We start from the raw sequence: 23,211 nt of genomic DNA on the forward strand, positions 1-23,211 counted from the left end.
CAATGCGCCGATTCACTTCTCACGAAAATCACATTCGAAATTCTGAGAAGTTGGTGGTTCATGCGCACTTTGAATCTGGGCATCCTCGCCCACGTGGATGCAGGCAAGACTAGCCTTACCGAAAGACTGCTTTTTGACGCCGGCGTCATCGACAAGCTTGGCAGCGTTGATGCCGGCAATACACAGACGGACACTCTCGAGCTCGAACGGCAACGCGGCATCACGATCAGGGCCGCGGTGGTGTCGTTCACGGTCGGCGACAGAATCGTCAATCTCATCGACACGCCCGGTCACCCGGATTTCGTCGCCGAGGTCGAGCGGGTGCTCGGGTTGCTGGATGCCGCGGTCGTCGTTGTTTCGGCGGTCGAAGGCGTGCAGGCCCAGACGCGGGTGCTGGTGCGGGCGTTGCGGCGGCTTGGCGTTCCCTTCATCTTCTTCGTCAACAAGGTCGATCGTCTCGGCGCGCGATATCAAGAGGTTGTCGAGGCCCTTGCCGTGCAGCTGGCGGTCCGCCCCATCGCCATGTCTTCGGTCATCGATGCGGGAGCCAAGCTTGTCCGGGTGGAGACGCTTGCTCTGGCAGACGAGCCACTCCTTTCGGTGCTCTGCGAGACCCTCGGGGACAACGACGAGGCGCTGCTCGATGACTATGTACTCGCTGCCGATTGGCTGACGGAGGAAAGGCTCGGGCGCGGCTTAGCCGATCAGGTGGCGAGCGGCCTAGTGCATCCCGTCTTCGCGGGAGCCGCGATGACCGGCGTCGGCATCCCCGCCCTGGCATCGGCCATTGCGACGATCCTGCCCGGGCGTCGCCCCAATCCGGATGGTCCGGTTGCGGGCAAGATCTTCAAGATCGAACGCGGCTGGGGCGGGGAAAAGCTCTCCTACATCTACCTGGCCTCAGGCACGGTGCGGCTACGGCAATATCTGGACCTGCCCAGAGGCCCGGAACGGGTGACCGCGATCGAGGTTTTCGAGGCCGGCCGGGTTCATGGCGCCGAGAGCCTCCGCGCCGGGCAGATCGCGCGCATCAGCGGCCTTGCCGGTGCCCGCATCGGGGATGCGGTGGGCGGAGATCTCACGGGCGGGCGGGCTCATTTCGCGTCGCCTACGCTCGAAACCCGGGTTCTGGCCCGCCGGCCTTCCGCCAAGGCGGCGCTCTGGCTGGCGCTGAACCAGATGGCCGAACAGGATCCCTTGATCAATCTGCGCCGGAACGAAGAGACCGACGAAGTCTTCGTGTCGCTCTACGGCGAGGTGCAGAAGGAGGTTATCCAATCGACCCTGCTGACGGATTTCGGCCTTGAGGCAAGGTTCGAGGAAAGCACTGTCATCCTGGTCGAGAGGCCAGTCGGCACCGGGGCCGGCCTGCAGGTCCTCTTCAAGGAGCCCAATCCCTTCCTGGCAACCGTCGGCCTGCGCGTCGAGCCGCGCCTCGCGGGGCGGGCAACAGCTTTGCGCTCGAAGTGGATGTCGGCCAGATGCCTGTAGCCTTCTATCGAGCGGTCGAGGAGACCGTGTTCGAAACCCTGAAACAGGGAATTTTCGGCTGGCAGGTCATCGATTGCCACGTGGCGATGACGGCAGCTCGGCACAGCTCGCCTGCAAGCACTGCCGCCGATTTCCGGCAGCTCACGCCTTGGGTGCTGGCAGATGCACTGTCGGCTGCGCAAACTGTCCTCTGCGAGCCGATCGACCGCTTTCATCTTGAAGCGCCCGCGGAGAGCTTGAGCGGTGTGCTCACTTTGCTTGCGAAATCGGCAGCGGCGATGATGGATTCGGCGATCGCCGATGGCGTCGCCCGGCTCGAGGGCACCGTGGCGTCTCAGGTGATCCAAAGCGTTCAGCAGCAATTGCCGGGCCTGACGAGCGGGGCGGGGATAATGGAAACCTCTTTTGATCACTACGCTCCGGTTACCGGCCAGCCTCGTTTACGTGTGCGCTCCGGCCCCGATCCGTTTAACGGTGCCGAATATCTGCTGCGTCTGCGGGGTGTCCCCATTTGAGTACAGCCCTGATCTGGAGGTGGTTCGGCAGTGTATAGTGAGCGTTGATGCAGGGTTATTCCCTCGCCAAATGTCTTCGTATCGAATAATGGTAGCTCGCTGGCTTCGAATAGAGCGTGAGATTTTTGCATGACAAGTGACGTAGCAGCTGAGGGAAAGCATCGTTTCTGGATGCTCGATCTGTTGCGTGGGGCATCTGCAATACTCGTACTCGTTTATCATTCCAGCAATGCGTTTCCCGTTGCTTATGCTGCTGTCGATCTTTTCTTCATGTTAAGCGGATTCGTTTTGTCGGAAAAGTACGGCGAGAGCCTGTTACAGACGGGCGGCCGCCGAGATTTCATCAGTCACCGCATTGCCCGGCTGTATCCCGTCTACCTCGCCTGCACATTGCTGGGCGCTGTTTCGGTTTTCCCATTGATTGGCCATCTCGAAAACTGGAGCATCAACGCTTTTGCCGTTTCCTCCGTTACCAGCCTGCTCATGCTTCCGGCGCCGTCTGACACCGTCCTCGGCATCCTGCCCTTAAACGGACCGGCATGGTCGTTGTTTTTTGAAGTCGTGGCCAACGTGGTCTTTCTTTTTACTGCGGCGCGTCTCCGAGTGGCTGTTTTCATCGTCGCGATGTCAGCGCCAGCCTTCGTCGTTGCTTTATGGCACTTTCGGTACCCGCCGGGCTCCGTCTGGGGCGATATTCTCGGAGGCTTTCCACGGGTGCTGGTATCTTTTTACGGCGGCGTACTTATCAGTCATCTTTGGCGACGAGGCTTCCGCATCAGGCTTGCCGCCTCGGCCAGTTTGATTCTGGTGGCCGCGCTCACGGCGCTTTATTCGGGGTTCATCCTCACCGAGAGGAAATACTATCTGCTCCTGGTATTTATCGCTCACCCCATGATCATCTGGTTCGGCTTGGGGCTGGCGAGAAACGCGCGGCTCGAACGCTTCGCCACCTGGATGGGTGAAATTTCCTACCCGCTCTACCTCGCGCACGTACCGCTACTGATCTTGCTCGCAACGTTCGGAGTGGATGATTGTTTTGCGCTGCGCAATTATCTCGGGCTCGGAAATACCTCGTGGGGTGGCGAATGCAGCCGAGACGCTATTTCCTTGGCCGTGTTCCTCTTGCCGCTGTCATTATTGACGGCGCACCTCATCGCCATCTCGATCCAGTCGCCCGGCCGCAAGTTTTGGCTTCGCTGGAGGCCGATCTAGTCGCCTGTCCGGCGGCGGCTCCCGAAGGAGCCGCCGCCCATTCTTCAGGCCGCCAGCGAGGCGATGTCGATGACGAAGCGGTAGCGGACGTCGCTTTTCAGGACGCGTTCATAGGCTTCGTTGACCTGCTGGATGTTGATCTTCTCGATCTCGGAGACAATGTTGTGCTCGCCGCAGAAGTCGAGCATTTCCTGGGTTTCCTTGATCGAACCGATCATCGAGCCTGATATGCTCTTGCGGCCGGGGATGATCGAGAAGGCATGCACGGGGATCGGGTTTTCCGGGGCGCCGACCACCACGAAGGAACCATCCACCTTCAGCAGGCCGAGATAGGCATTCCAGTCGATCTCGGCGCTGACGGTGCAGATGATCAAGTCGAAAGTCCCGGCGAGCTTCGTGAATGTTTCCGGGTCGTTGGTGGCGTAATATTCCTTGGCGCCGAGCTTCAGCCCATCTTCCTTCTTGGAAAGGCTCTGGGAGAGAACGGTGATATCAGCGCCCATGGCGGCGCCGAGCTTGACGCCCATGTGGCCGAGGCCGCCCATGCCGACGATCGCAACCTTCTTGCCGGGGCCGGCATTCCAGTGGCGCAACGGCGAGTAGAGCGTGATGCCGGCGCAGAGCAGGGGCGCGGAGGCATCGAGGGGCAGATTGTCCGGAATGGACATGACATAGCCTTCCCGAACGACGATCGAGTCGGAATAGCCGCCCTGGGTGCGTGTCTTCCGGTCGGCTTCGAAGTCATTGTAGGTGCCGGCGAGCCCCGGCATATACTGTTCCCGATCAAGGTCGCGCTCGGCGCAGCCGATGCAGGAATCAACGAAGCAGCCGACGCCGACGCGATCGCCGACCTTGAATTTGGTCACATCGGAACCGACGGCCGAGACGATGCCGGCGATCTCATGGCCCGGCACGATCGGATAGACGGCGTTCTTCCATTCGTTGCGGACAGTGTGGATGTCCGAGTGGCAGATGCCGGCAAACTTGATGTCGATAACGACGTCGTCGGGGTTCGGGTTGCGGCGTTCGAAGGTGAAAGGGGTCAGCGGCTTGGAAGCGTCGGTCGCGGCGTAGCCTCTTGCAATAGGCATGGGAACCATCCTTTTCGATTGTGGTGGGGGTTGAAAGAGATGGTGGACTATTGCCCGGAACGGCGGCAGAGAGTTAGAGCGATCCTCTCAGCTTTTTGCACGATCCTGCAAAAGTGAGGCGCCGGCCTGTTTGTGAAATGGCGAAGGCACTCTAGATAAGAGCGGTATCGCCGGCGTCAGACAATTGACAGAAAGAGTTGCCGCATGACTTTGCCCTTCAGCCCCTATCAGGAAATTGTCGATATCGCGATGCGCTTCGCGGCTGGTGACGGCGAGTTTGCGACTGATATCGGCAATCTTCACATCAGCCGTCGGTCCAAGCCCAGCGATCCGCTGCACAGCAGCTACCGGCCCTGTTTTGCCTTTGTCCTGCAGGGCGCCAAGAGCTTGCGCCTCGGCACGGAACTTATCAGCTACGGGACTGGTGACTATCTGCTGACCTCGCTCGACCTGCCGGTCGCCTGGCGCGTCACGGAGGCAAGCCCTGAGGTTCCGCATCTCTGCCTGGGACTGGCAATCGACTCGGAAAAACTGCTGGAATTGCTCAGCCGGATCGATATTCCGCGCCCAGCCGCCGATACTGACGGACAGCGCGGGATGGCGGTGAACGTCGCTCCACCGGAGCTCCTGGATGCTGCCGTCCGCTTGCTGCGCTTGCTCGATCGTCCAGGCGACATTCCTGCCATGGCGCCGCTGATCGAGCAGGAAATCCTCTACCGGGTGCTGACCGGGCCGGATGGCGCGCGGCTGATCAATATTGCCACTGCAGACAGCCACAGCAACAGGGTCGCGCGCGCCGTCGCATGGCTGAAGGAGAATTTCGCGCGGCCACTGCGCATCGAAGACCTTGCCGACCGCGTCAGCATGAGCGTGTCGTCCTTCCATCATCACTTTAAATCGGTCACGGCGATGACGCCGGTGCAGTATCAGAAGCAGCTTCGCCTGCACGAGGCACGCCGGCTGATGCTGGTGGAGCGCCTCGATGCGGGCACGGCCGGCCACCGCGTCGGTTATCAAAGCCCGTCGCAGTTCAGCCGCGAATACAGCCGCCTCTACGGCGCCTCGCCGGCCCGCGATGTCGACGGCGCCCGCGAGGTCATGGCGGCGGAATAGCGCGCCGCGCGGCCGACAGCGTCCGGTCGGGAGAACCGACGGCCCGCTGGCTGCGGGGAGGTCGGCCTGTGACTTGGCATCGTTAAAAGATGTTTGACCTTTCCACGCTAGTCTGGCGCCAAACATCCAGCAGGCCCCGATGTCCGCATGACGCCAGTACCATTTCTTTCCATCGTCGCGCCTTGTTATAACGAGGAAGAGGGCCTGCGTGAATTCTGCCGCCGCGCCGCCGCCGCGGCTTATAGCGTTGCCGGCGATGCCTTCGAGCTCATTCTCGTCGATGACGGCTCGTCCGACCGCACCTGGGAGATCATTTCCGACCTGGCGGCTGATGTGCCGCAGGTGCTCGGTATTCGTCTTCTGCGCAATCATGGCCACCAGCTGGCATCGACGGCGGGTCTTGCCGTGTCGCGGGGCGAGCGCGTGCTTTTGATCGATGCCGATCTTCAGGATCCGCCAGAGCTGCTTTTGATGATGATGCCGATCATGGAGCGCGGCGCCGACGTTGTTTACGGCCAGCGTACGCGCCGCCAGGGCGAAAGCTGGTTCAAACTCGCCTCCGCTTCGCTTTTCTATCGCGCCCTTTCCAGGCTCGCTTCCGTGACTATCCCACGCGATACCGGTGATTTCCGGCTGATGCGCCGGCGTGTCGTCGATATCCTGCTGGCGATGCCGGAGCGCGATCGCTTTATCCGTGGCATGGTTAGCTGGATCGGCGGCAAGCAGGTCGCGCTCCCCTACGAGCGTGACGCCCGTTTTGCCGGCACGACGAAATATCCGTTGCGCAAGATGATCAATTTTGCCCTGGATGCGATCACCAGCTTTTCAACGACACCACTGCGCATCAGCACATGGCTTGGCATGATCAGCGCCGGCGTCGCGATCGCGTTGCTCGTCTACACCTTCATTCGCTGGCTGCAGGGCGAGACGGTGACCGGCTGGTCGTCGATCATGGCCGCGGTCAGCGCGTTCAGCGCTATCCAGCTGATCTGTATCGGCATCATCGGCGAGTATCTCGGCCGACTGGTTCAGGAGAGCAAGAAGCGGCCGATGTTCATGGTCGAGACGATCGTGCGCGGCGGTGAACATGCAGAACTGTCGGTCGCTTTCTCGGAGATGAGCGCCAGCGACAGGCGCACGGCGCTGGATGCGGCCTTTGCATCCGAAGAGCCGCCGCGCTCGCAAAAGAACAGCCGGATCGGATAATGGACCGGATTGCCGCTCCTGCCTTGGCCGCAGCCGGGCCTGAGAAATTGATTGCCAGACAGGACTCCACCGTTGCGATCGTCGCTTTCGTCGGACTTGCCGCGGCTTTGGTTCTCCTTTTTCCCTTTCCGCCAATTCTCGATTACCCCAATCATTACGCCCGTATCTGGCTCTTTTCGGGCGGGATCGGCGAGCAGCCGTTTCCTGAGATCTATGCGGTCGACTGGAACCGCACCTTCACCAATGTCGGGATCGATCTTTTGGCCACTTGGCTGGGGCCGCTTGTCGGTGCCGACAGGCTTGCGCGGGCTTTGCTTTTCCTGGCGATCGTGCTGCCGCCACTGGGCGCGATCTGTCTGCACCGCACGCTTTTCGGCGGCCGGCACCACTGGCAGACCGCCATGCTATCGCTTAGCTGGTGCGCCACCATGATCGGCGGCTTCATCAATTTCCAGGTCGGCCTCGGCATGGCGCTCGCCTTCGCATGCGTCGACCTCCGGCTGCAGGGCAAAAATCCCGCCCTGGTCCTTGCCTGGCGGCTCGCCGCCGCACTGCTGCTCACGGTGATGCACCTCTTCTCGCTCGGCTTCTATATGGCGATCGTCTGCGGCCTCGAATTTTCCTGGCGCATAGACATAGTGCGATCGAAGGCGGGTCTGCTCAGGCTCGCCAGCCGGTTGGCGCTGGCGCTTGGCGCCTGCGTCCTGCCGCTGCTGGCGCTCTATCTCCGTGCACCAGCCTTGCCCAACGCCGGTGGCAATGGCCTTGCCCTTGCCTGGAACGACGGCGTCGTCCTGATCGTCATGAATCTGCTCTCCGCCATTACCACCTATGTCCCGACGGTGGATGTCGTGCTGGTTCTGCCGCTGATGCTGATCTGCACGCGTGCCGCACGCGCGGGCGACATTCGCATGCATGCCGGGCTTGCCGTCGCCGCCGGCGGCCTGCTGCTTCTGTCCTGTGTTTCGCCTCGCCACATGCTCGGCACCGGGTGGATCAGTTGGCGCTTTCCGATCATGACGGCGCTCGTCGCCATGGCGATGGTGTGCCCCTTCGCCAATCTCGAGCGCCGGCAGGCACTGTTACTGGCGCTCATCATCAATCTCGCGGTCTTCGGCCGTACCGGCTGGATCGGCTGGAACTGGTGGCTGGCACAGAAGGACGTCGCTGCCGTCGAGACTGTGCTGAAAAAGCTGCCGGCCGGTGCAGCCGTTCTGCCTCTGGAGCATGACTCCGAGACGGTGAGCGGCTTTGCCTACTCCAGCCGGTATTTTTTCATGAGAGAGGAAACTTTCTGGCACCTGCCGACGCTTGCTGTGCCCTTCTCGCATGCCTTCGTGCCGACGCTCTTCACCGCAAAAGGCAAGCAGCCGCTATCGGTTCTGCCGCCATGGTCTGAGATCGCGGTTCCCGAGGGTAATCTGCTGTCGATCGGCGTGCTTTCATGCCCGGCAATGATGCAGGAATACAAGGGTTTTACGCCCTATCTGTCGGATTGGCGCAGTCGTTTCGATTTCATCCTCGTCGCCAATGCCGATCTCTCCGACCGCTACGTCGGCACCTTCATGCCTGCGGGCCTGACGCTGATCGAGGATGCGGGTTTCGCGAAGCTTTACGCGATCGACAAGGCGATTCCGGCAGAGCCTCCCTCGATTCCCACCGGTTGCGCCGGGGCTTCATAGGTCGGGGCTCTTCGGGGACCGATTGCCTCCGGCGATTGGCGCATGATCGCGGCCGCCATCTGGTCTTCGGGTGATGGGATTGGTCAGCCGGGGAATTTCAGGGCCCTGTCGGCACGGCATTTGGCGAGCTTTAGCTGGCGGAAGGAGAGGATGCGCGTGATGCGGTCCTTGCCATCCGTTTCCACACTCACGCAGGCGCAGGCATAGCCGTAAGTACCGTTGGTTCTGATATAATCATGTTCGGAGATGTCGGGGATCAGCTCCATGCCTTCGACCTCGCCGGCATCGTCGCCCTGGGTCATGATCGTCCAGGTGTTTTCCGCGTCCTCCAGCCACCAGTTGGCGGGCGTCGGATTCTCGATCCAGCCGCAGCGGGTCTCGGCGGCCCGCGCATTGGCTGCGACGACAAGAGCTGCAATCATGACCGCGGCGGCTATTTGGTATTTCATCGGCTTTTCCTCATCGCCGGATTTTAATTGTTGATCGCGATGATCGCCCAATGGCTCGCCTCGCAGCTGTTGTCCTCACAGACCGCGCCCATCCAGACGGCGCCGCCGGCCAGCATGACGCCGTCGCTATTGACGAAGAGATCCTCGTATTGCTGGCGCCCGACGGCGCGGCGCGTTCCCGGCGTCACGAGATCGTCGAAATTGTCGATGAAATCCTCAGCGTTCTCGACATCGTAGGTCTCGCCGTTGGCCTTGACCGTCAGCGGGTATTCGGCAAGGCCGGCGATGGTCTCGGCGTCGCCTGAGCGCATCGCCTTGACAAGCTGGCGCAGCGGCCGGTCGAAGCCCGCGGCATCGCCGTGCAGTTCCTCGATGCGGTTATAGACGTCGCTGTCGGACTGCGCGAAAGCGCCTGAGCCGCCAAGGAGAATTGCTCCGAGTAGGAGAAGAGCTGCAGACAGGCGTGACATCGAAGGCTCCGGGCAAATGGTATAGCGCGACATTATGCGATCGCCGAGGATTCGCGCCTATCCAATTCTGGTGTTTCATCGCGGTTTCCCCTATTAAAAAATCCATCAGGACTTCTTGACGAGCTGATCGGTTTATCGCATAAGTCTCACGAACCGTACCGTACGGTACGTATATGGGAGCCATGATCGTGTCCGTCGATACCGCAGAGCCGAGCGAATTTTCGCCGCGCCAGAACGCCGTTCTGGAGCAGGCGTTGCAGTTGCTCGTCGATGGCGGCGAGAAGGCGCTGACGACTTCGGGTGTGGCGCGCGCCGCCAATTGTTCGAAGGAAAGCCTCTATAAATGGTTCGGTGATCGCGACGGGCTGCTGTCTGCGATGATCGCCTACCAGGCGAGCAAGGTGCGCACCTTCGAGCGCAACGGCGAGCGGCTGACGGCGGCGAGCCTGCACGACCATGTCGTCATTTTTGCGCGTGACTTGCTGGAAGTGCTCGCCGGCGACGTCTCGCTGGCGCTGAACCGGCTGGCGATCGGCCAGTCGAACCGCGACGGCTCGAAACTCGGCAAGCTGCTGCTCGAGCGCGGCCGCCGCCAGATCGACCGGCGCGCCATGGCGCTGATCGATGCCGGGAAGCGGGCAGGGCTCCTGCGTTTTTCCGATGCCGACGAGGCTTATCACACGCTTTACGGCCTTGTTGTTTCCGACCTGCATGTGCGCATGCTGCTCGGCGAACCGGGCCTCAAGGATACCGCACGCCAGGCGGAGAGGGCGGTCACCGCCTTCCTCAGGCTCTATGGCACGGACAAGGTTCTGGCGGAGATGCCGGTTCTCGGCTGATTCCGCTTTAATGACAGTCAACAAGACAAGCAAAGGGAAGGAACTTCAAATGCGCGTCTATTACGATCGTGATGCCGATCTCAACCTCATCAAGGCCAAGAAGGTCGCCATCATCGGCTACGGTTCGCAGGGCCGTGCCCATGCGCTGAACCTCAAGGACAGCGGCGCCCAGAACGTCGTTATCGCACTCAAGGCCGGTTCGCCCACAGTCAAGAAGGCCGAAGCCGACGGCTTCAAGGTCATGACGGTTGCCGAAGCTGCCGCCTGGGCAGACCTGATGATGATGGCCACCCCGGACGAACTGCAGGCCGACATCTATAAGGCTGACATCGCCGGCAACATCCGTGACGGTGCGGCAATCGCCTTCGCTCACGGCCTCAACGTTCATTTCGGCCTCATCGAGCCGAAGGCTTCGGTCGACGTCGTCATGATCGCACCGAAGGGCCCGGGCCACACGGTCCGCGGCGAATACCAGAAGGGCGGCGGCGTTCCTTGCCTCGTTGCCGTTCACCAGAACGCGTCCGGCAATGCGCTTGAACTGGCGCTCTCCTACGCCTGCGGTGTCGGCGGCGGCCGTTCCGGCATCATCGAAACCAACTTCCGCGAAGAGTGCGAAACCGACCTCTTCGGCGAACAGGTCGTTCTCTGCGGCGGTCTGGTCGAGCTCATCCGCGCTGGTTTCGAAACGCTAGTTGAAGCCGGTTACGCGCCTGAGATGGCCTATTTCGAGTGCCTGCACGAAGTGAAGCTCATCGTCGACCTGATCTATGAAGGCGGCATCGCCAACATGAACTACTCGATCTCCAACACGGCCGAATGGGGCGAATACGTCTCCGGTCCGCGCATCATCACCGCCGAGACCAAGGCCGAGATGAAGCGTGTCCTCAAGGACATCCAGACCGGCAAGTTCACGTCCGATTGGATGCAGGAATACCGCGCCGGCGGCTCGCGCTTCAAGGGCATCCGCCGCCTGAACGACAGCCACCAGATCGAGGAAGTCGGCGCCAAGCTGCGCGGCATGATGCCTTGGATCGGTAAGAACAAACTGGTCGACAAGTCGGTCAACTAAGCGGTCCTGTGACATAAAATAGGAAGGTCGGAGTGAAAGCTCCGGCCTCCAGACTGCTGATAACCCACGGCTGAGCTGGGGGTTATCTACTTCATCGCGACATGCAGAAGAAACGGCTCCCGAACAGGCGGCAATCGCGCACCGGCTGGTCACGTCACGCCGCGAGAGGTTCCGCTGACGGTTCGATGCGAATTGGCGCTCTCAGGAGAACTTCTCGTCGCGGACCAAGAGGCGAGCGTCGGTTTGTTGGGAACGGAACTGGAACTGAACGGTTATCGGAGGGTATTCGATCTGCTTCAGGGACCAAATGCTTAAGGTCGGGATTCTTACCTTTCATCGCTGCATAAACTACGGCTCCTATTGGCAGGCACGCTGTCTAGCCGAAGGCCTCGCGTCCATGGGAGTCGAAGCCGTTCTCCTGGAACACATGTCCGATCGCGTGAACCGCGCCGAATGGCAATGCGCGCTGCAACCGCTGCTTCCTGTTGCAACGCCGAAGGAAGACCACCCGCTCTACAAAGCGAAGATCCGGAAATTCTTTCACTCCTTTGCCAGCTTACCTCTTTCATCGCCTTTTCCCTTGGAGAATCCGGCCGCAATGGACGAGTTTTCGCTCGTCGTCGTCGGCAGCGACGAGGTGTGGAACCTTCGCCATCCCTGGTATGGCGGGTATGCAGTGTTTTATGGTGAGGGCCTGCGATGCGGGCGCACTATCTCCTATGCCGCGACATTTGGAAGTCTGGCATCGTCGGAGCGGCTGGAGGGTTGGGCGGAAAAGTTGCGAAAGTTTTCTCATATTTCAGTCCGGGATCTCCATTCGGAGCGGATCATCCGCGAGACGTTGGGACGGGAGCCAGAACTCGTTCTCGACCCGTGTCTGCAATTTCCGCAGATGAAGACTGCGAGCAGAGATGACGGGGATGCGGCATCTTATATAGCCGTTTACGGGCACAGTTTTCCAACCTGGTTCCAAAATGCGGTGCGCCGGTGGGCAGGAGATCGGGGCTATCCGCTCGTCAGCATCGGCTATCGGAACGATTGGGCCGACGAGCAATGGATCGATGCCGGGCCGGAGGACTTCGCCAGGTTCATATCCGACGCTAAGGCTGTCGTGACGAACTTCTTTCATGGGTGCGTGTTTTCGCTTGTCAACGAAAAGCCGTTTGCATGCGTCCTCTCCGATTATCGCTCCAACAAGATTCGCGATCTGATGCAGCTTGTCCGCGCCGAGCATCATGTCCTCACCGAGGATACGATTCCATCGCATCTAGATGTTATTCTTGATAACCCACTTCCCGTGGCTATCTCGCAACAAATAACTTCCTTGCGTGATAGATCCACCGCCTATCTCAGCCATGCCTTGCAATAGCTCCCAGCAGCAGGATCATCTCACTGCGGGCATCGGCCCCGGGGATATTGCGGCCTCCGGCCTCTGCATCGGCTGCGGCTCCTGCGTCGCAAAGTCAGCGCGGCCTGATGTGCGCATGGGACTCGACCGATACGGGCAGATGAAGCCCACAGCCCCACGGACTTGGTTGCAGGGCGGTGATGAAGAGTTTGCCCGAATTTGCCCGTTTTCGCCAATGGCTCGCGACGAGGACGAATTGGCGGCCGAATATTTTCCCCGCGCGGAAAACCAAGACCCTCTACTGGGTCGTTTCGAGGCTGCTTTTGTCGGCCATGTCGAGGAAGGGGAATACCGTTCGAAGGGCAGTTCCGGGGGCATGGTCACCTGGGTGGCTGCGGAGCTGCTGCGCCTGGGGCTGGTTGACGGTGTGGCTCACGTCAAGGAGAGCGATGATCCGCAGTTGGAAGGGCGCCTGTTTCATTATTCGCTGTCACGCAATCTGCAGGAACTTCAGGCCGGCGCCAAATCTCGATATTATCCAGTCGAACTTTCCGGAGTGCTTCAGTCCATTCGCGAGGCGCCCGGCCGGTATGCCGTGGTTGGTATTCCCTGTTTCATCAAGGCGGTGCGACTAGCCTGTGCCGATGACCCAATATTGAAGGAGCGCATTGCCTTCACGCTTGGGCTGTTTTGCGGCCATATGAAAAGCGCGCGCATGGCTGAAAGCTTCGCGTGGCAGATGGGTGAGGATATCAGAAAGGTTAAACGGCTCGACTACAGGATAAAGTCCCCGGATCGACCTGCGAATTGGTATCGGACGCAACTGACACTCGAAAACGGAGATACGCGTGCCCAAGACTGGTGGCATCTGGCCGATGGGGACTGGGGGGCGGGCTTTTTTCAGAATTCCGCCTGCAATTTCTGCGACGACGTCGTCGCAGAAACGGCGGATATCGCTTTCGGGGATGCCTGGAAGGAGCCCTATTCCTCGGATGGACGAGGGACGAATGTGGTTATCGTCCGCTCAAAAGCACTTCTGGATGCGATCCTTGCGGGGATAGATGACAAGAGGATCGCACTGTCTCACGTCGACGCCGATTTTGTTGTAGCGACGCAAGCTGCGGGATTCCGTCAGCGTCGCGAGGGCCTCTCATTCCGTTTGACCTGGCCACGTAAGGGTATGCGCCCGCGCAAACGTGTCCGTGCCGGCAGCCATAGTCTGTCTTCGCAGCGCAAGGCGGTCTACATCATGCGCTACTGGATCAGCTTTTGGAGTCACCGGGTGTTTTCAATCGCCCGTTTCCTGCACAGCCCCAGACTTTACATCCTGTGGGCTCGTGCGGCCTTGGCATGCTATCAGGGGGTGGCTTATTCCCGAGGGCCGATCGGCAGGATAGCCCGGAGCCTGGGTTTAGCCGGCTCCGAGGGACGCACGTGATTCGAGGCCCAGCAATCGGGCAGCTGACTTGGCAACACGTGACATATGTCCGCTTTCCTGGCGCGGTGCGTAGCGCTCAACCATTTCCTCGCAGAACCCGGCAAATTCTTCGGGCACCAGAGGCGGACTCGTATGGTGCGGCGCGATACCTCTATGCTCGGGCGTGAAGCAGAATGTCGCCGTTACGTCGAAGTCTTCGAGGGCACGCATCTGCCGGTCGAACCAATCGAGGGCATTGGGCCGGAATCGGTCAGCCCAGGAAAGCCCGGTGCGCACAGATTTTACTCCCAAGCGCTTCATCCAGGCGGCGGCTTCATCCAGCCGCGGGTCTTCGAAGTGGAACCATTGCACCAGCCCGAAATCCGGCGTGTGTTTGGCAAACTCCTCAAGCGCCGGTTTGGGCGTTCCGTCTTCACGCAGAATGCCCATATAGTAGTGCCGGTAATAGGAGGAGCCTTCGGCTTCGCGATGACGGGTGGTTGCCTCCCATGATCGGGGGAGGTCGTAGAGGCTGTACCATTGCAAGCGCTCGACTTTACCCTTGAGCAACTCGGCAGTTCGTTGCAAACCCCACAACTGCACTTCCTCGGCGCCGAATGTCGAGACACCCACTTCGCTGACCCAGATCGGCAGATCGGTGACAGCGCGAATTTCGTTGATCTTCTCCGGCCACTCATGGATCTGCCAGAGGTTCCAGTCGAGCGGGAATCCATGCAGCGCGACGGCATCGAGGTGATCGAGTACGCCGTAATTTTTCATGCGGCTGATGAAGAGGGGGTCGATTGGAGATATCCCGCCGAGTACCTTCGTCAGTTCCGGATTCTTGGCTCCGATGGCATCGGCGGCGAGGATTGCCATTTGCGCAAATAGGCTCCATTCAGGATCGATTTCCGGATCCCAGTGCGATTTGTTGTTCGGCTCGTTCCAGATCATTGCAGCTTCGATCATTTGACTTCCCCGGGCAGGATTTAACGAACGGGTTATAAGGTCACTTCGTTGAGCGTCATCACTTTTGCACCCCAGTCACCGATCACAACTGTCGTGACGGAGGCGGGCGCAATATCAAATCTGGGCCAAGCATCGATCGGCAATCCTAGGACGTGACTCACACCCGCCTTGATGACATCGGCATGAGAGACCAAAGCTATTCGGTTTTTGTCACCGCCGCTGGCCAAAGTCTCCATTAGGCCGAAGATCCGAGTTTGAACGTCCAGCATCGTCTCGCCTCCTGGCGTGCGGGTGAGGCTACGTGTGGTATTCCAGCGCCGCCACAGAGGATCGTCATTAAGGACTTCGAACGTCTTTCCGGACCAGTCGCCGAAATTCACCTCGTCCAAAGCATTATCTGTTTGCGGTAGAGACAGACCACAGGCCGATGCGATACCTTCTGCCGTCTCCCGTGTACGTTCGCGCGGGCTGGTGTAGATCTCAGTGATGTCCTCGCGGCGCAGCCTCTGCCCGAGACGCTGAACTTGCGAGCGGCCGGCTTCGCCAAGCGAAATCCCGGCCGTACAGCCGGCCAGGAAATTCCCGACATTGTCGTGGGCGGCGTGGCGGACCAGGAAGAACGTTACCGTCATTCCGCGGCCCCGCGCAAAACATCCTCCAGGTCATCGATGAAATCCTGCGTTCGCCGGCGGGCCTCGTAATCAGTGAACTGCTGCGGCGGCGATTTCATGAAATAGCTCGACGGCCCTGTCAGGGCTCCGCCAACGCCTCGGTCGAGGGCCAATTTCGCGCAGCGTATCGCATCGATGACCACGCCAGCGGAATTGGGGGAGTCCCACACCTCAAGCTTGAGCTCTGCGTTGAGCGGCACGCCGCCGAAAGTGGTGCCTTCAAGCCTGATATAAGCCCATTTCCGATCGGTGAGCCAAGGGACATGGTCGCTCGGTCCGACATGTACATCGTCTGCTGGAAGCGGAATATCCAATTGGCTGGTGACCGACTGGGTTTTGGAGATCTTCTTCGATTCCAGCCGCTCGCGCTCCAGCATATTGAGAAAATCGGTGTTTCCGCCGAAATTGAGCTGATAGGTGCGGTCCACACGGACGCCCCGCTCGCGGAAGAGATTGACGAGCATTCTGTGGACGATCGTTGCTCCCACCTGGCTCTTGATATCGTCGCCGATGATCGGCAGCTTTCGGGCAGCGAACTTCTGCTGCCATTCCGGTTTGGAGGCTATGAATACCGGAATGCAATTGATAAAGGCGCAACCTCCCGCCAGCGCCTGTTCGGCGTACCACTTCGTTGCCTCTTCCGAGCCAACGGGAAGATAGGAAATTAGCACTTCCGTCTGGCTTTGCCTGAGGATTTCCGCCACGTTCGTTGAAGGCTCGGTCGATTCCTCGATCCGATCCTGAAGATACTTCCCTATCCCGTCCATCGTCCTCCCGCGTCTCACCTCCACGCCAATCGGAGCGACATCTGCAAAACGGTGAGTGTTGTTCGGCTCGGCGTAGATCGCTTCCGCGACATCCCGCCCTACCTTTGAAGCGGCAACATCGAAGGCGCAGGATATCTCAATATCGTGCACGTGATAGCCGCCGAGATCAGTATGCATGAGGCCTGGAACCGGCTCGTTTTCCCGGGCGTTATCATAGTATGTAAGTCCTTGAACCAATGACGAGGCGCAATTGCCAACTCCCACCAATCCAACGCGAATGGATTTCGAACGCATGGTTCCCTCCAGGGGCTGCTTTCTGAGGCATCTACAAAGCTAACAAGCGGGAGCCGCAACGGTTCCCGGTTCTTCCGATTTTTTCAATTGCGACTAACGATCATCCAGCCAGTTCGGGCAGGCAACGTGGCAAAGAGGAGGACCGGATGCTGGTCTATGGCGATGTCGAGCACATCGAGAGCGCAGCAGCAGTGCGCGCATCGATCAGAGGATTGATGATGGCGTGTATCGAAATGCAGCCAAGCCGTCAGCGCCACGAAACTCTAGTCCAGGCGTTCATCCTGACCGGAGAATTGGTCCAGGCACTGGCCGATCTAGAATTTGGGAAAAAAGGCGCCGACGATGTGTCCGAGCTTCAGGACGCCGGCGCGAAACTTTTGCTCATGCAGGCGCGGGAGGTCATGCAGTCGTGGCGAGACGGATTTGGCGGGATTTTGTCCTTTCCAAAAGATTGGACAGCCAAACTCGAATCTTTGGACAGCACCGATCCGGTAAGGATGAAGCGGGCAGAGGGCTACGCCTTTTATGCTTTGTATCCCGAGAGCTATATCGAAGCGGCTTCGATCTCGAAACTAACGCCTCAGACGGTCGTCATCGGGATACGGAGCATCGGGACCGGACTGGCGGCCATGGTTTCCGCAGCCTTGGGTGCCGAGCCTGCCTATTCGCTGCGGCCGACGGGCCACCCGTTCGAGCGGCAGGTAAATGCTACGCCCGATTTTTCCAAGCGCATCCTTGCCCATCCCGATACCGATTTTGCTATCGTCGATGAGGGGCCGGGGCTATCGGGGAGTTCGTTCGGCTGTGTCGGGGACTGGTTGCAGGCGAATGGCGTGGCGTCCGGTCGGCTTCACTTTTTCCCAAGTCACGCCGGTGAGCCGGGTCCGCATGCGAGCAAGACGCATCTGACCCGTTGGCGAGACCGGCCACGCCATGTCGTCAGCTTCGATGATCTTACTCTGAAGGCCCAAGACCCAAAACATCGGCTGCACACATGGGCGGCCGATGTCGTCGGAGTTGCGAGATCGTCGTGGCGGGATCTGTCCGGTGGCGCATGGCGCGGCGTTCGGTATCGCGATCCTTCGCATTGGCCGCCGAGCCACATGCAGATGGAAAAACGCAAGTTCCTGATGGAAGCCGAAGGAGAAGCCTGGCACGTCAAGTTTGCCGGGCTTTGCGGGAGCGACGTGGACAAGGCGCGCAGAGGCTCTTTGCTGAGCGAAGCCGGCTTTATTCCGAGGATTGCCGGCACCTGTTACGGATTCATCATCGAAGAATGGATAGATGGAACGCCCCTCGACAATAGCGGTGTAGGCAGGCGCCACATGGTGGATCACCTCGGACGTTATCTTGGTTTTCGGGCCCGTCACCTCCCGGCACGAAACGGCGGCGCGCCGATCCAGAAACTTTGCGAAATGGCAATTTTCAATATCGCGGAAGCGGCAGGATCGAACACAGCAGAAATATTGAGGCGCGCAATAGGCATGCCCGAGCGGCTAGCCGGACGATTGCGACGGGTCGATACGGACAACCGGCTTCACCCATGGGAATGGCTGACGAGCACCACCGGGCGGATCATAAAGACGGATGCGCTCGACCACAATGCGGCCCATGATCTGATTGGGTGCCAGGACATCGCCTGGGACGTCGTGGGTGCTTGCGTGGAGTTCGAACTGTCGAGCAAGGAGCGCGAACGTCTTGCCGATCTCGTCGCTCGGCAAGCGGATTGCGACTTGCGCGACGATGTACTCAGGTTTTTTGAGGCTTGTTATCTCGGTTTTCAGATAGGACTGTGGTCGCAGGCTAGGGGCAGCGTCGACTGCGCCGAGACAGCGCGAATTGAACGCACCATCAAACGTTACCTGGACCGCCTGCCCCAATTGATCGATATTTGACTGCAGAAGCGGTTTGGACCTGAATTTCTTCAGCAAAGTGCCGGAGGCGGTTCCGCCATGGGATGGCGCGTCCCATGTTCCACCAGATAAACTTCCCGTTCCGGATTTGCACGAATGACAAACCCAGTGCTTCTCAGCATCGCTTCGACCGCCGCCTTGTTCGGAATGAACCAATTGGTGGGGTCGCCGGCGTAACGTTCTTCCACGAAATAAAGCTTCGGAAAGCCGCGCTGCTCAAATATTGTCGCGTCGGAGAAGTCGTAATTTTCCTCGAGTGCCGCGACTTCCTCTTCACCCCGCTGCATGCATTGAAACAGCATCTTTCCGCCGACAACATGCTCATGCAGAAGGTCGAGTGCCAGTAGCGGATGCCGCAGGTGATAAAGGACACCCATGAAAAGGACCAGGTCAAATCTCTCCCTGAGTTTTTCCACCTCGTACACCGACATCAGCTTGAACTCGATATCCTCACCTGTCTCTCTGGCTGCGAACTCAGCTTGCCTGAGATAATGCGGGTCGGAATCGATTCCGACGACCCGCCCGGCATTTCTTCTTTTCATTTCAAGCGAGTAGAACCCGGCGTTGCAGCCGATGTCCAGAACGCTGCATCCGTTGAGATCTTCAGGCACAACCTGCTGAAAGTGTGCCCATTTGAAGGACGGATAGTCACCGAGGAAATGATCCGGCGCGGTTTGAACGCCGTTAATTCGCAGATTGTGAAACCATGGCCTCAGGGCTGCGATGTCGCTTTCCAGTCGAGCTTTCTCATTCATTCCTTACTCCAATCCGCAGCGTCGATCATTCCTTAGAATGCGCCGCCGAGATGTGTGTTCGGTTGCGCTTGAATTTTCTAACAGCCGACCGTATCTGCTCAACGGACCGAGGGCCGATCCCCGAGAGTTTGAGAAGTTCGGCGTTCTTCATGTCTGCCAATTGGCTCATTCGGTGAATTCCGCTTCTGGCGAGCGAACGGGCAATCCATCCTGGGAGACAGGTGGTCAACAAGAGATCTTTGGTATCTCCCCGTCCAATCCTCGTCCGCTTTTGAGATACCTGCGGCATGTTCAGCTATAGCCGGCTTCGTCAGATTGTGATCGAACCCCCTTGATGGTTTTCGGTTCCCGCTGAAGAAGAAAAATCCGACGATCGTGCGCGAGTTTCTCGATGTCTCAGCCGACACGAAACGACTGGGAGCCAACACACTCAAGGAGAAGGGTTTGTTCTCTATTGACGGAGGGGGAGCGGCGTTTTCACCTGAAATCGCGACGGCGCCAAGAACTGCGTGCCGAACGTAGGGCGGAAGCTCTGGCCTTTATCGTTGCGCGCCCACCACGAGCCAGCGGGTCGGCTTGCCGTCATAGCCGCCGCCGTCGCTTTCGCTGATGGCGATATTCCGCCAGCCGCCCTTCGTCAAAAGCTCCGACAGCCATTCGGCTGAGGGGTAGTTGTAATAACGACCGAAGCCGTCATGGCCTTCCGCATCGCCTGCCTTGAATGTCGCGTGAATGATGCCGCCCGTCCTCAGGGCACGCCGGATGCGGGCGAAGACGGCGGGCAGCTCGGGCCTCGGGACGTGGAGAAGGCTTGCCTGTGCCCAGACTCCGTCGAAGGCGCTATCGGCGTCGAGCTCTTGGAACAACATGACCCTGATCGGCCTGCCGATCAGCACTTCGGCCTTTCTTGCAAGCTCGGCCGAGCCATCCGTCGGCGTCACGTCGAAACCGTGCGCCAGCATGTAGGCGCTGTCCTGCCCGCCGCCGCAGCCGAGTTCGAGGATGGCCGCACCCGGCGCAAGCCCAGCGAGAAAGGCATCGAGCTGCTGCTTTGGCAGGCCGCGCGCCCGGTTGGCGTAGGTCTCGGCATTTTCCTCATAGAAGTAAAAAGGTGCGCTCAAGAGGCATGCTGTTCGGCCGATCGCGGGCGTTGGTTGGATTGAAGATGTCTTTCGGGAAGCCGGTCCGCGTCGATGATGTCAATGACGACAATCCCTGCCGATGTCACCCGGTAGAAGGCGACGTGGCGCATGTGGAGGAGGCGGCGAAGGCCGACGCCGAGTTCGTCGCACTCTTCTCCCATGGAGGGAGCATGGGAAAGAAGCACGAAAATCCTGTCCCAGTCGAGAAGATAGGCGTCTGCCTGCGCCTCGCCGAAGTTGAGGCAAGCATATTCGTCGATGCCTGATAGCACCGCGTCCGCCTTTCGGGTCAGCCTATAGGCTATTGTCACGCAGCTTCGCCTTCGTTTCCGACAGGATGTCGGGAATGCGTCGATCGCTCGGGCCGCTTTCCTCAGCCTGTCTCAGGATGTTGCGCAGTTCGTCGTCGTCAAGCTTGTGATGGAGCTGGTCCTTCAGAATGAGCTCTGCCAGGAATGCGTCAGCACTGCTGTATCTGCCGCTTGCGACACGGTTTTCGACGTATTCCGCCAGATTATCCGGAAGCGAGATCGTCATTTTCGCCATTGGATTCGGTGCCGCCTGCACATGCCGGTTTTCAGCCATTCCAGATGCCAGATTATCATTTCCCGGTTTGTGATAGAAGCGTTGTGCCCAGCCGTCGAGGGCTTGGGTCACATGCGGATCAGTCTTTTTTATCGATATAGATGACGCGTTCGAGATCCTTGAAATGGGCATCGCAGGTCAGGATATCGGCATCGTGGCGCTCCGAGGTTGCATAAATGATCGCATCGGCGGTGGCGAGTTTATGGGCTGCCGATATTTCGGCAGCACGGCGAGCAAGCGTCGTGTCGAGAGAAACAACCATGCATGTTGCGGTATAAGCGATGAAGCTTTCGACGGCTTCCTCGTCCTTTTCGCGTGCCAGCCATTTGGAAAGCTCGAGCTGCACGATCGTCGGAACGATGCATTGATCGCGTTCCGGGATTTCGGCCTGCAGCTGGATTCCAGCAGCACTTTTCGTCAGCCATTCTATCCATGCGGAGCTGTCGATCACGCGCATCAGAAACGGTCGTTCCGGTCGCGGTAGTTTGTCTTGTCTGCACCTTCGGCGATGCCGCGAAGATCGGCAAGCGTCGGGACCGGCATCAGCAATACGCCTTTGCCTTTGGGAATGAACACGAATTCCTGTCCCGCCGACCAGTGTTGTTGTTCGCGCACTTCCTTGGGAATGGAGATCTGGAATTTTGTAGAGAGGGTTGCGGTGGCCATTCTTACCTTTCCTCTATCGATTAATAGATCGTAAGAAATCACTTGGCATCGGTCAATGGCGAACCGTTTTGGCGTCGGTACTATTTCTGTCGCCAAATGGGAAGTTGACGATGGTTTTTCCCGGCTGACTCGGCCCCAAAAAACCGGGCGGCGTCCGTTTCGAAAGCGATCCGCGGATTGCTTAATTGCTGTCGGCTCGAAGAACATACGTAATGTATCGTGCAGATCGAAGCGAACTCCGACGAGGGCGGAATAGATCGCCAGCCCGACGGCTTTTCCGGGCGAGGCGGAAAGCGGCGTCCACCATGTCGGTGCTGACGCCGCCGTTGGTGTGGAACGTCCGGATTTCAGGCCGGGATGAGGCGCGTCCAGCCGTGCTCATCGTTCGTTACGCCCTTCTGCAGACTGACGAGCTGCTGGCGCAGTTCGCTGGTCAATTTGCCGGTCTGTCCGTCTCCGACTGGAAATTCGCCGCCTGCATGTCGAACGAGGCCGATGCCCGCCAGGACTGCGGCAGTGCCGCAAGCGAAGGCTTCGACGAGCCTGCCACTGGCAGCGTCGTCTTGCCATTCCGCGAACGAGTAGGGGCGCTGCTCGACGCGCAAGCCCCTTTCTTCGGCGAGTACGATCACGGAGGCCCGGGTGATGCCCGGCAGAATCGTGCCGCCAAGGGGCGGGGTCACCACTGATCCATCGTTCATCACGAAGAAGATGTTCATGCCGCCGAGTTCTTCGACCCAGCGATGCTCTGCGGCGTCCAGGAAGACGACCTGATCGCAACCCTTCTTCGACGCCTCGGCTTGCGCCACGAGGCTGGCTGCGTAGTTTCCGCCGCATTTTGCGGCGCCCGTGCCGCCGCTGGCTGCACGGGTGTATTCGGTCTCGACCCAAAGGGAGACGGCCTTCGCGCCGCCCTTGAAGTAGGCGCCGACCGGAGAGGCGATGATGCAGAAGACATATTCCTGAGCCGGACGAACGCCGAGAAACGCCTCGTTGGCGAACATGAAGGGGCGAAGGTACAGGCTGGCGTCGCCGGACGGAATCCAGGCCTTGTCAACGCGGACCAGTTCCTCGACCGCCTTAAGGAAGAGTTCTTCCGGCACGGGAGGCATCGCCATGCGGTTTGCCGACTGCGTGAAGCGGCGGGCGTTCTCTTCGGGCCGAAAGAGCAGAATCCGGCCATCGTCTGCCTTGTAAGCTTTCATGCCTTCAAAAATTTCCTGAGCATAGTGCAGCACGGCGCTTGCAGGATCGAGCTCCAGAGGACGCCTCGGCGTAACCTTCGCATCATGCCAGCCCTTGTCGGCAGTCCATCGTGCCAGGACCATATGATCCGTGAAGACCTTGCCGAAGCCGGGCGTCGCCAGTGCCTGGATGCGGTCGGCGTCGGAGACGGGGGACTTGTGGAGTTCGATTTTGATTTCAGGAGAGGCCGACGTCACGGTCATTGCTGGCACCTTGATAGTACATTGAATAGTGGCGGCGACACTAGCGCCGCCGAGGCGGTCTTGGAAAGGTCTGAATCAGCCGGTTCGGCTTTGATCAGC

25 protein-coding genes are annotated in these 23,211 nt (G+C 59.5%); 11 read left to right on the top strand and 14 right to left on the bottom strand.

Annotated elements, in window-relative coordinates; translation table 11 throughout:
- Positions 1 to 60: 60 nt before the first annotated feature.
- The 3 genes from ACIPSK_RS04750 (at position 61) to ACIPSK_RS04760 (ending at position 3,218) form a co-directional block, all read left to right on the top strand.
- Positions 61 to 1,491 (top strand): GTP-binding protein, encoded by a 1,431-nt coding sequence (locus tag ACIPSK_RS04750; RefSeq protein ID WP_432653289.1) that lies wholly within the window; start codon positions 61 to 63, stop codon positions 1,489 to 1,491.
- Complete coding sequence (locus ACIPSK_RS04755; RefSeq protein WP_432653290.1) at positions 1,482 to 2,006, top strand: hypothetical protein; 525 nt, start codon at positions 1,482 to 1,484, stop codon at positions 2,004 to 2,006. The genes ACIPSK_RS04750 and ACIPSK_RS04755 overlap by 10 nt, the downstream gene beginning before the upstream one ends.
- 129 nt (positions 2,007 to 2,135) lie before the next feature.
- On the top strand, positions 2,136 to 3,218 hold the full coding sequence (locus ACIPSK_RS04760) for an acyltransferase family protein (RefSeq protein WP_162116034.1): 1,083 nt from the start codon (positions 2,136 to 2,138) through the stop codon (positions 3,216 to 3,218).
- A 44-nt stretch (positions 3,219 to 3,262) separates the two neighbouring features.
- Here the strand turns inward: ACIPSK_RS04760 and ACIPSK_RS04765 are convergent, their stop codons facing one another.
- Entirely contained in the window at positions 3,263 to 4,309 is a 1,047-nt protein-coding gene (locus ACIPSK_RS04765) for an NAD(P)-dependent alcohol dehydrogenase (protein ID WP_011652713.1), read from the bottom strand.
- Positions 4,310 to 4,513: 204 nt separating this feature from the next.
- Between ACIPSK_RS04765 and ACIPSK_RS04770 the strand changes: the two genes are divergently transcribed.
- The 3 genes from ACIPSK_RS04770 to ACIPSK_RS04780 all read left to right on the top strand — a co-directional run bounded on the left by ACIPSK_RS04770 (position 4,514) and on the right by ACIPSK_RS04780 (position 8,310).
- On the top strand, positions 4,514 to 5,422 hold the full coding sequence (locus tag ACIPSK_RS04770; protein ID WP_017965006.1) for an AraC family transcriptional regulator: 909 nt from the start codon (positions 4,514 to 4,516) through the stop codon (positions 5,420 to 5,422).
- A 147-nt stretch (positions 5,423 to 5,569) separates the two neighbouring features.
- Positions 5,570 to 6,628 carry a glycosyltransferase family 2 protein gene (locus ACIPSK_RS04775; protein ID WP_162116035.1) on the top strand — a complete coding sequence of 353 codons (1,059 nt, stop codon included), beginning with the start codon at positions 5,570 to 5,572 and terminating at the stop codon, positions 6,626 to 6,628.
- Positions 6,628 to 8,310 carry a hypothetical protein gene (locus ACIPSK_RS04780; protein ID WP_162116036.1) on the top strand — a complete coding sequence of 561 codons (1,683 nt, stop codon included), beginning with the start codon at positions 6,628 to 6,630 and terminating at the stop codon, positions 8,308 to 8,310. Before ACIPSK_RS04775 ends, ACIPSK_RS04780 begins: the two co-directional genes overlap by 1 nt.
- 83 nt (positions 8,311 to 8,393) lie before the next feature.
- Here ACIPSK_RS04780 and ACIPSK_RS04785 read toward each other — a convergent pair whose 3' ends face one another.
- Entirely contained in the window at positions 8,394 to 8,759 is a 366-nt protein-coding gene (locus ACIPSK_RS04785; protein WP_162116037.1) for a DUF4087 domain-containing protein, read from the bottom strand.
- A 23-nt stretch (positions 8,760 to 8,782) separates the two neighbouring features.
- Complete coding sequence (locus ACIPSK_RS04790; protein WP_210254162.1) at positions 8,783 to 9,262, bottom strand: hypothetical protein; 480 nt, start codon at positions 9,260 to 9,262, stop codon at positions 8,783 to 8,785.
- A 140-nt stretch (positions 9,263 to 9,402) separates the two neighbouring features.
- Here ACIPSK_RS04790 and ACIPSK_RS04795 point away from each other — a divergent pair, with 140 nt between their 5' ends.
- From ACIPSK_RS04795 to ACIPSK_RS04810, 4 genes are all read left to right on the top strand, one after another.
- Positions 9,403 to 10,068, top strand: a complete 666-nt coding sequence (locus ACIPSK_RS04795) for a TetR/AcrR family transcriptional regulator (protein ID WP_018074237.1) — start codon at positions 9,403 to 9,405, stop codon at positions 10,066 to 10,068.
- Between the two features lie 49 nt (positions 10,069 to 10,117).
- Positions 10,118 to 11,137: a ketol-acid reductoisomerase gene (ilvC, locus tag ACIPSK_RS04800; RefSeq protein ID WP_026154226.1), complete on the top strand. Its 1,020-nt coding sequence runs from the start codon at positions 10,118 to 10,120 to the stop codon at positions 11,135 to 11,137.
- A 307-nt stretch (positions 11,138 to 11,444) separates the two neighbouring features.
- Positions 11,445 to 12,506, top strand: coding sequence for a polysaccharide pyruvyl transferase family protein (locus ACIPSK_RS04805; RefSeq protein ID WP_162116039.1), 1,062 nt, complete (start codon positions 11,445 to 11,447; stop codon positions 12,504 to 12,506).
- Positions 12,507 to 12,621: 115 nt separating this feature from the next.
- Complete coding sequence (locus ACIPSK_RS04810; protein WP_162116040.1) at positions 12,622 to 13,923, top strand: Coenzyme F420 hydrogenase/dehydrogenase, beta subunit C-terminal domain; 1,302 nt, start codon at positions 12,622 to 12,624, stop codon at positions 13,921 to 13,923.
- Here ACIPSK_RS04810 and ACIPSK_RS04815 read toward each other — a convergent pair.
- Genes ACIPSK_RS04815 through ACIPSK_RS04825 form a run of 3 tightly spaced genes read right to left on the bottom strand, consistent with a single transcriptional unit; the run spans position 13,897 to position 16,603 of the window.
- Positions 13,897 to 14,871, bottom strand: coding sequence for a beta-xylosidase (locus ACIPSK_RS04815; RefSeq protein WP_017964997.1), 975 nt, complete (start codon positions 14,869 to 14,871; stop codon positions 13,897 to 13,899). The genes ACIPSK_RS04810 and ACIPSK_RS04815 overlap by 27 nt on opposite strands.
- Before the next feature lie 32 nt (positions 14,872 to 14,903).
- On the bottom strand, positions 14,904 to 15,503 hold the full coding sequence (locus tag ACIPSK_RS04820) for a histidine phosphatase family protein (protein ID WP_162116041.1): 600 nt from the start codon (positions 15,501 to 15,503) through the stop codon (positions 14,904 to 14,906).
- Entirely contained in the window at positions 15,500 to 16,603 is a 1,104-nt protein-coding gene (locus ACIPSK_RS04825) for an inositol-3-phosphate synthase (RefSeq protein WP_162116042.1), read from the bottom strand. The genes ACIPSK_RS04820 and ACIPSK_RS04825 overlap by 4 nt, the downstream gene beginning before the upstream one ends.
- Positions 16,604 to 16,749: 146 nt before the next feature.
- On the opposite strand from ACIPSK_RS04825, the gene ACIPSK_RS04830 reads away from it, so the two are divergent.
- Entirely contained in the window at positions 16,750 to 18,498 is a 1,749-nt protein-coding gene (locus tag ACIPSK_RS04830; protein ID WP_162116043.1) for a hypothetical protein, read from the top strand.
- Positions 18,499 to 18,527: 29 nt separating this feature from the next.
- Here the strand turns inward: ACIPSK_RS04830 and ACIPSK_RS04835 are convergent, their stop codons facing one another.
- The 8 genes from ACIPSK_RS04835 to ACIPSK_RS04870 form a co-directional block, all read right to left on the bottom strand.
- Positions 18,528 to 19,271 (bottom strand): TIGR04290 family methyltransferase, encoded by a 744-nt coding sequence (locus tag ACIPSK_RS04835; RefSeq protein ID WP_162116044.1) that lies wholly within the window; start codon positions 19,269 to 19,271, stop codon positions 18,528 to 18,530.
- A 25-nt stretch (positions 19,272 to 19,296) separates the two neighbouring features.
- Positions 19,297 to 19,560, bottom strand: a complete 264-nt coding sequence (locus ACIPSK_RS04840) for a DNA-directed RNA polymerase subunit alpha C-terminal domain-containing protein (RefSeq protein WP_407751652.1) — start codon at positions 19,558 to 19,560, stop codon at positions 19,297 to 19,299.
- A 250-nt stretch (positions 19,561 to 19,810) separates the two neighbouring features.
- A complete protein-coding gene (locus tag ACIPSK_RS04845) occupies positions 19,811 to 20,392 on the bottom strand; it encodes a class I SAM-dependent methyltransferase (protein WP_162116045.1) in 582 nt (193 codons plus the stop codon).
- Complete coding sequence (locus ACIPSK_RS04850; protein WP_162116046.1) at positions 20,389 to 20,724, bottom strand: type II toxin-antitoxin system RelE/ParE family toxin; 336 nt, start codon at positions 20,722 to 20,724, stop codon at positions 20,389 to 20,391. Before ACIPSK_RS04850 ends, ACIPSK_RS04845 begins: the two co-directional genes overlap by 4 nt.
- A complete protein-coding gene (locus ACIPSK_RS04855) occupies positions 20,708 to 20,959 on the bottom strand; it encodes a ribbon-helix-helix domain-containing protein (RefSeq protein WP_162116161.1) in 252 nt (83 codons plus the stop codon). Before ACIPSK_RS04855 ends, ACIPSK_RS04850 begins: the two co-directional genes overlap by 17 nt.
- A gap of 118 nt (positions 20,960 to 21,077) precedes the next feature.
- Positions 21,078 to 21,455, bottom strand: a complete 378-nt coding sequence (locus tag ACIPSK_RS04860) for a type II toxin-antitoxin system VapC family toxin (protein WP_162116047.1) — start codon at positions 21,453 to 21,455, stop codon at positions 21,078 to 21,080.
- The gene (locus tag ACIPSK_RS04865; protein WP_017964988.1) at positions 21,455 to 21,664 is read right to left on the bottom strand and encodes an AbrB/MazE/SpoVT family DNA-binding domain-containing protein; all 210 of its coding nucleotides are present in this window, start codon (positions 21,662 to 21,664) and stop codon (positions 21,455 to 21,457) included. Before ACIPSK_RS04865 ends, ACIPSK_RS04860 begins: the two co-directional genes overlap by 1 nt.
- A gap of 347 nt (positions 21,665 to 22,011) precedes the next feature.
- Entirely contained in the window at positions 22,012 to 23,112 is a 1,101-nt protein-coding gene (locus tag ACIPSK_RS04870; protein ID WP_162116048.1) for a branched-chain amino acid aminotransferase, read from the bottom strand.
- Between the last annotated feature and the right edge of the window lie 99 nt (positions 23,113 to 23,211).

It is taken from the genome of Rhizobium sp. LARHSG275, from assembly GCF_052871115.1.

What these genes read in the sequence shown, in the direction of transcription:
- ACIPSK_RS04750 (WP_432653289.1), top strand. Translation starts at nt 61, where the DNA reads ATGCGCACTTTGAATCTGGGCATCCTCGCCCACGTGGATGCAGGCAAG.
- ACIPSK_RS04755 (WP_432653290.1), top strand. Translation starts at nt 1,482, where the DNA reads ATGCCTGTAGCCTTCTATCGAGCGGTCGAGGAGACCGTGTTCGAAACC.
- ACIPSK_RS04760 (WP_162116034.1), top strand. Translation starts at nt 2,136, where the DNA reads ATGACAAGTGACGTAGCAGCTGAGGGAAAGCATCGTTTCTGGATGCTC.
- ACIPSK_RS04765 (WP_011652713.1), bottom strand. Translation starts at nt 4,309, where the DNA reads ATGCCTATTGCAAGAGGCTACGCCGCGACCGACGCTTCCAAGCCGCTG.
- ACIPSK_RS04770 (WP_017965006.1), top strand. Translation starts at nt 4,514, where the DNA reads ATGACTTTGCCCTTCAGCCCCTATCAGGAAATTGTCGATATCGCGATG.
- ACIPSK_RS04775 (WP_162116035.1), top strand. Translation starts at nt 5,570, where the DNA reads ATGACGCCAGTACCATTTCTTTCCATCGTCGCGCCTTGTTATAACGAG.
- ACIPSK_RS04780 (WP_162116036.1), top strand. Translation starts at nt 6,628, where the DNA reads ATGGACCGGATTGCCGCTCCTGCCTTGGCCGCAGCCGGGCCTGAGAAA.
- ACIPSK_RS04785 (WP_162116037.1), bottom strand. Translation starts at nt 8,759, where the DNA reads ATGAAATACCAAATAGCCGCCGCGGTCATGATTGCAGCTCTTGTCGTC.
- ACIPSK_RS04790 (WP_210254162.1), bottom strand. Translation starts at nt 9,262, where the DNA reads ATGTCGCGCTATACCATTTGCCCGGAGCCTTCGATGTCACGCCTGTCT.
- ACIPSK_RS04795 (WP_018074237.1), top strand. Translation starts at nt 9,403, where the DNA reads ATGGGAGCCATGATCGTGTCCGTCGATACCGCAGAGCCGAGCGAATTT.
- ilvC (WP_026154226.1), top strand. Translation starts at nt 10,118, where the DNA reads ATGCGCGTCTATTACGATCGTGATGCCGATCTCAACCTCATCAAGGCC.
- ACIPSK_RS04805 (WP_162116039.1), top strand. Translation starts at nt 11,445, where the DNA reads ATGCTTAAGGTCGGGATTCTTACCTTTCATCGCTGCATAAACTACGGC.
- ACIPSK_RS04810 (WP_162116040.1), top strand. Translation starts at nt 12,622, where the DNA reads ATGGGACTCGACCGATACGGGCAGATGAAGCCCACAGCCCCACGGACT.
- ACIPSK_RS04815 (WP_017964997.1), bottom strand. Translation starts at nt 14,871, where the DNA reads ATGATCGAAGCTGCAATGATCTGGAACGAGCCGAACAACAAATCGCAC.
- ACIPSK_RS04820 (WP_162116041.1), bottom strand. Translation starts at nt 15,503, where the DNA reads ATGACGGTAACGTTCTTCCTGGTCCGCCACGCCGCCCACGACAATGTC.
- ACIPSK_RS04825 (WP_162116042.1), bottom strand. Translation starts at nt 16,603, where the DNA reads ATGCGTTCGAAATCCATTCGCGTTGGATTGGTGGGAGTTGGCAATTGC.
- ACIPSK_RS04830 (WP_162116043.1), top strand. Translation starts at nt 16,750, where the DNA reads ATGCTGGTCTATGGCGATGTCGAGCACATCGAGAGCGCAGCAGCAGTG.
- ACIPSK_RS04835 (WP_162116044.1), bottom strand. Translation starts at nt 19,271, where the DNA reads ATGAATGAGAAAGCTCGACTGGAAAGCGACATCGCAGCCCTGAGGCCA.
- ACIPSK_RS04840 (WP_407751652.1), bottom strand. Translation starts at nt 19,560, where the DNA reads ATGCCGCAGGTATCTCAAAAGCGGACGAGGATTGGACGGGGAGATACC.
- ACIPSK_RS04855 (WP_162116161.1), bottom strand. Translation starts at nt 20,959, where the DNA reads ATGGCGAAAATGACGATCTCGCTTCCGGATAATCTGGCGGAATACGTC.
- ACIPSK_RS04860 (WP_162116047.1), bottom strand. Translation starts at nt 21,455, where the DNA reads ATGCGCGTGATCGACAGCTCCGCATGGATAGAATGGCTGACGAAAAGT.
- ACIPSK_RS04865 (WP_017964988.1), bottom strand. Translation starts at nt 21,664, where the DNA reads ATGGCCACCGCAACCCTCTCTACAAAATTCCAGATCTCCATTCCCAAG.
- ACIPSK_RS04870 (WP_162116048.1), bottom strand. Translation starts at nt 23,112, where the DNA reads ATGACCGTGACGTCGGCCTCTCCTGAAATCAAAATCGAACTCCACAAG.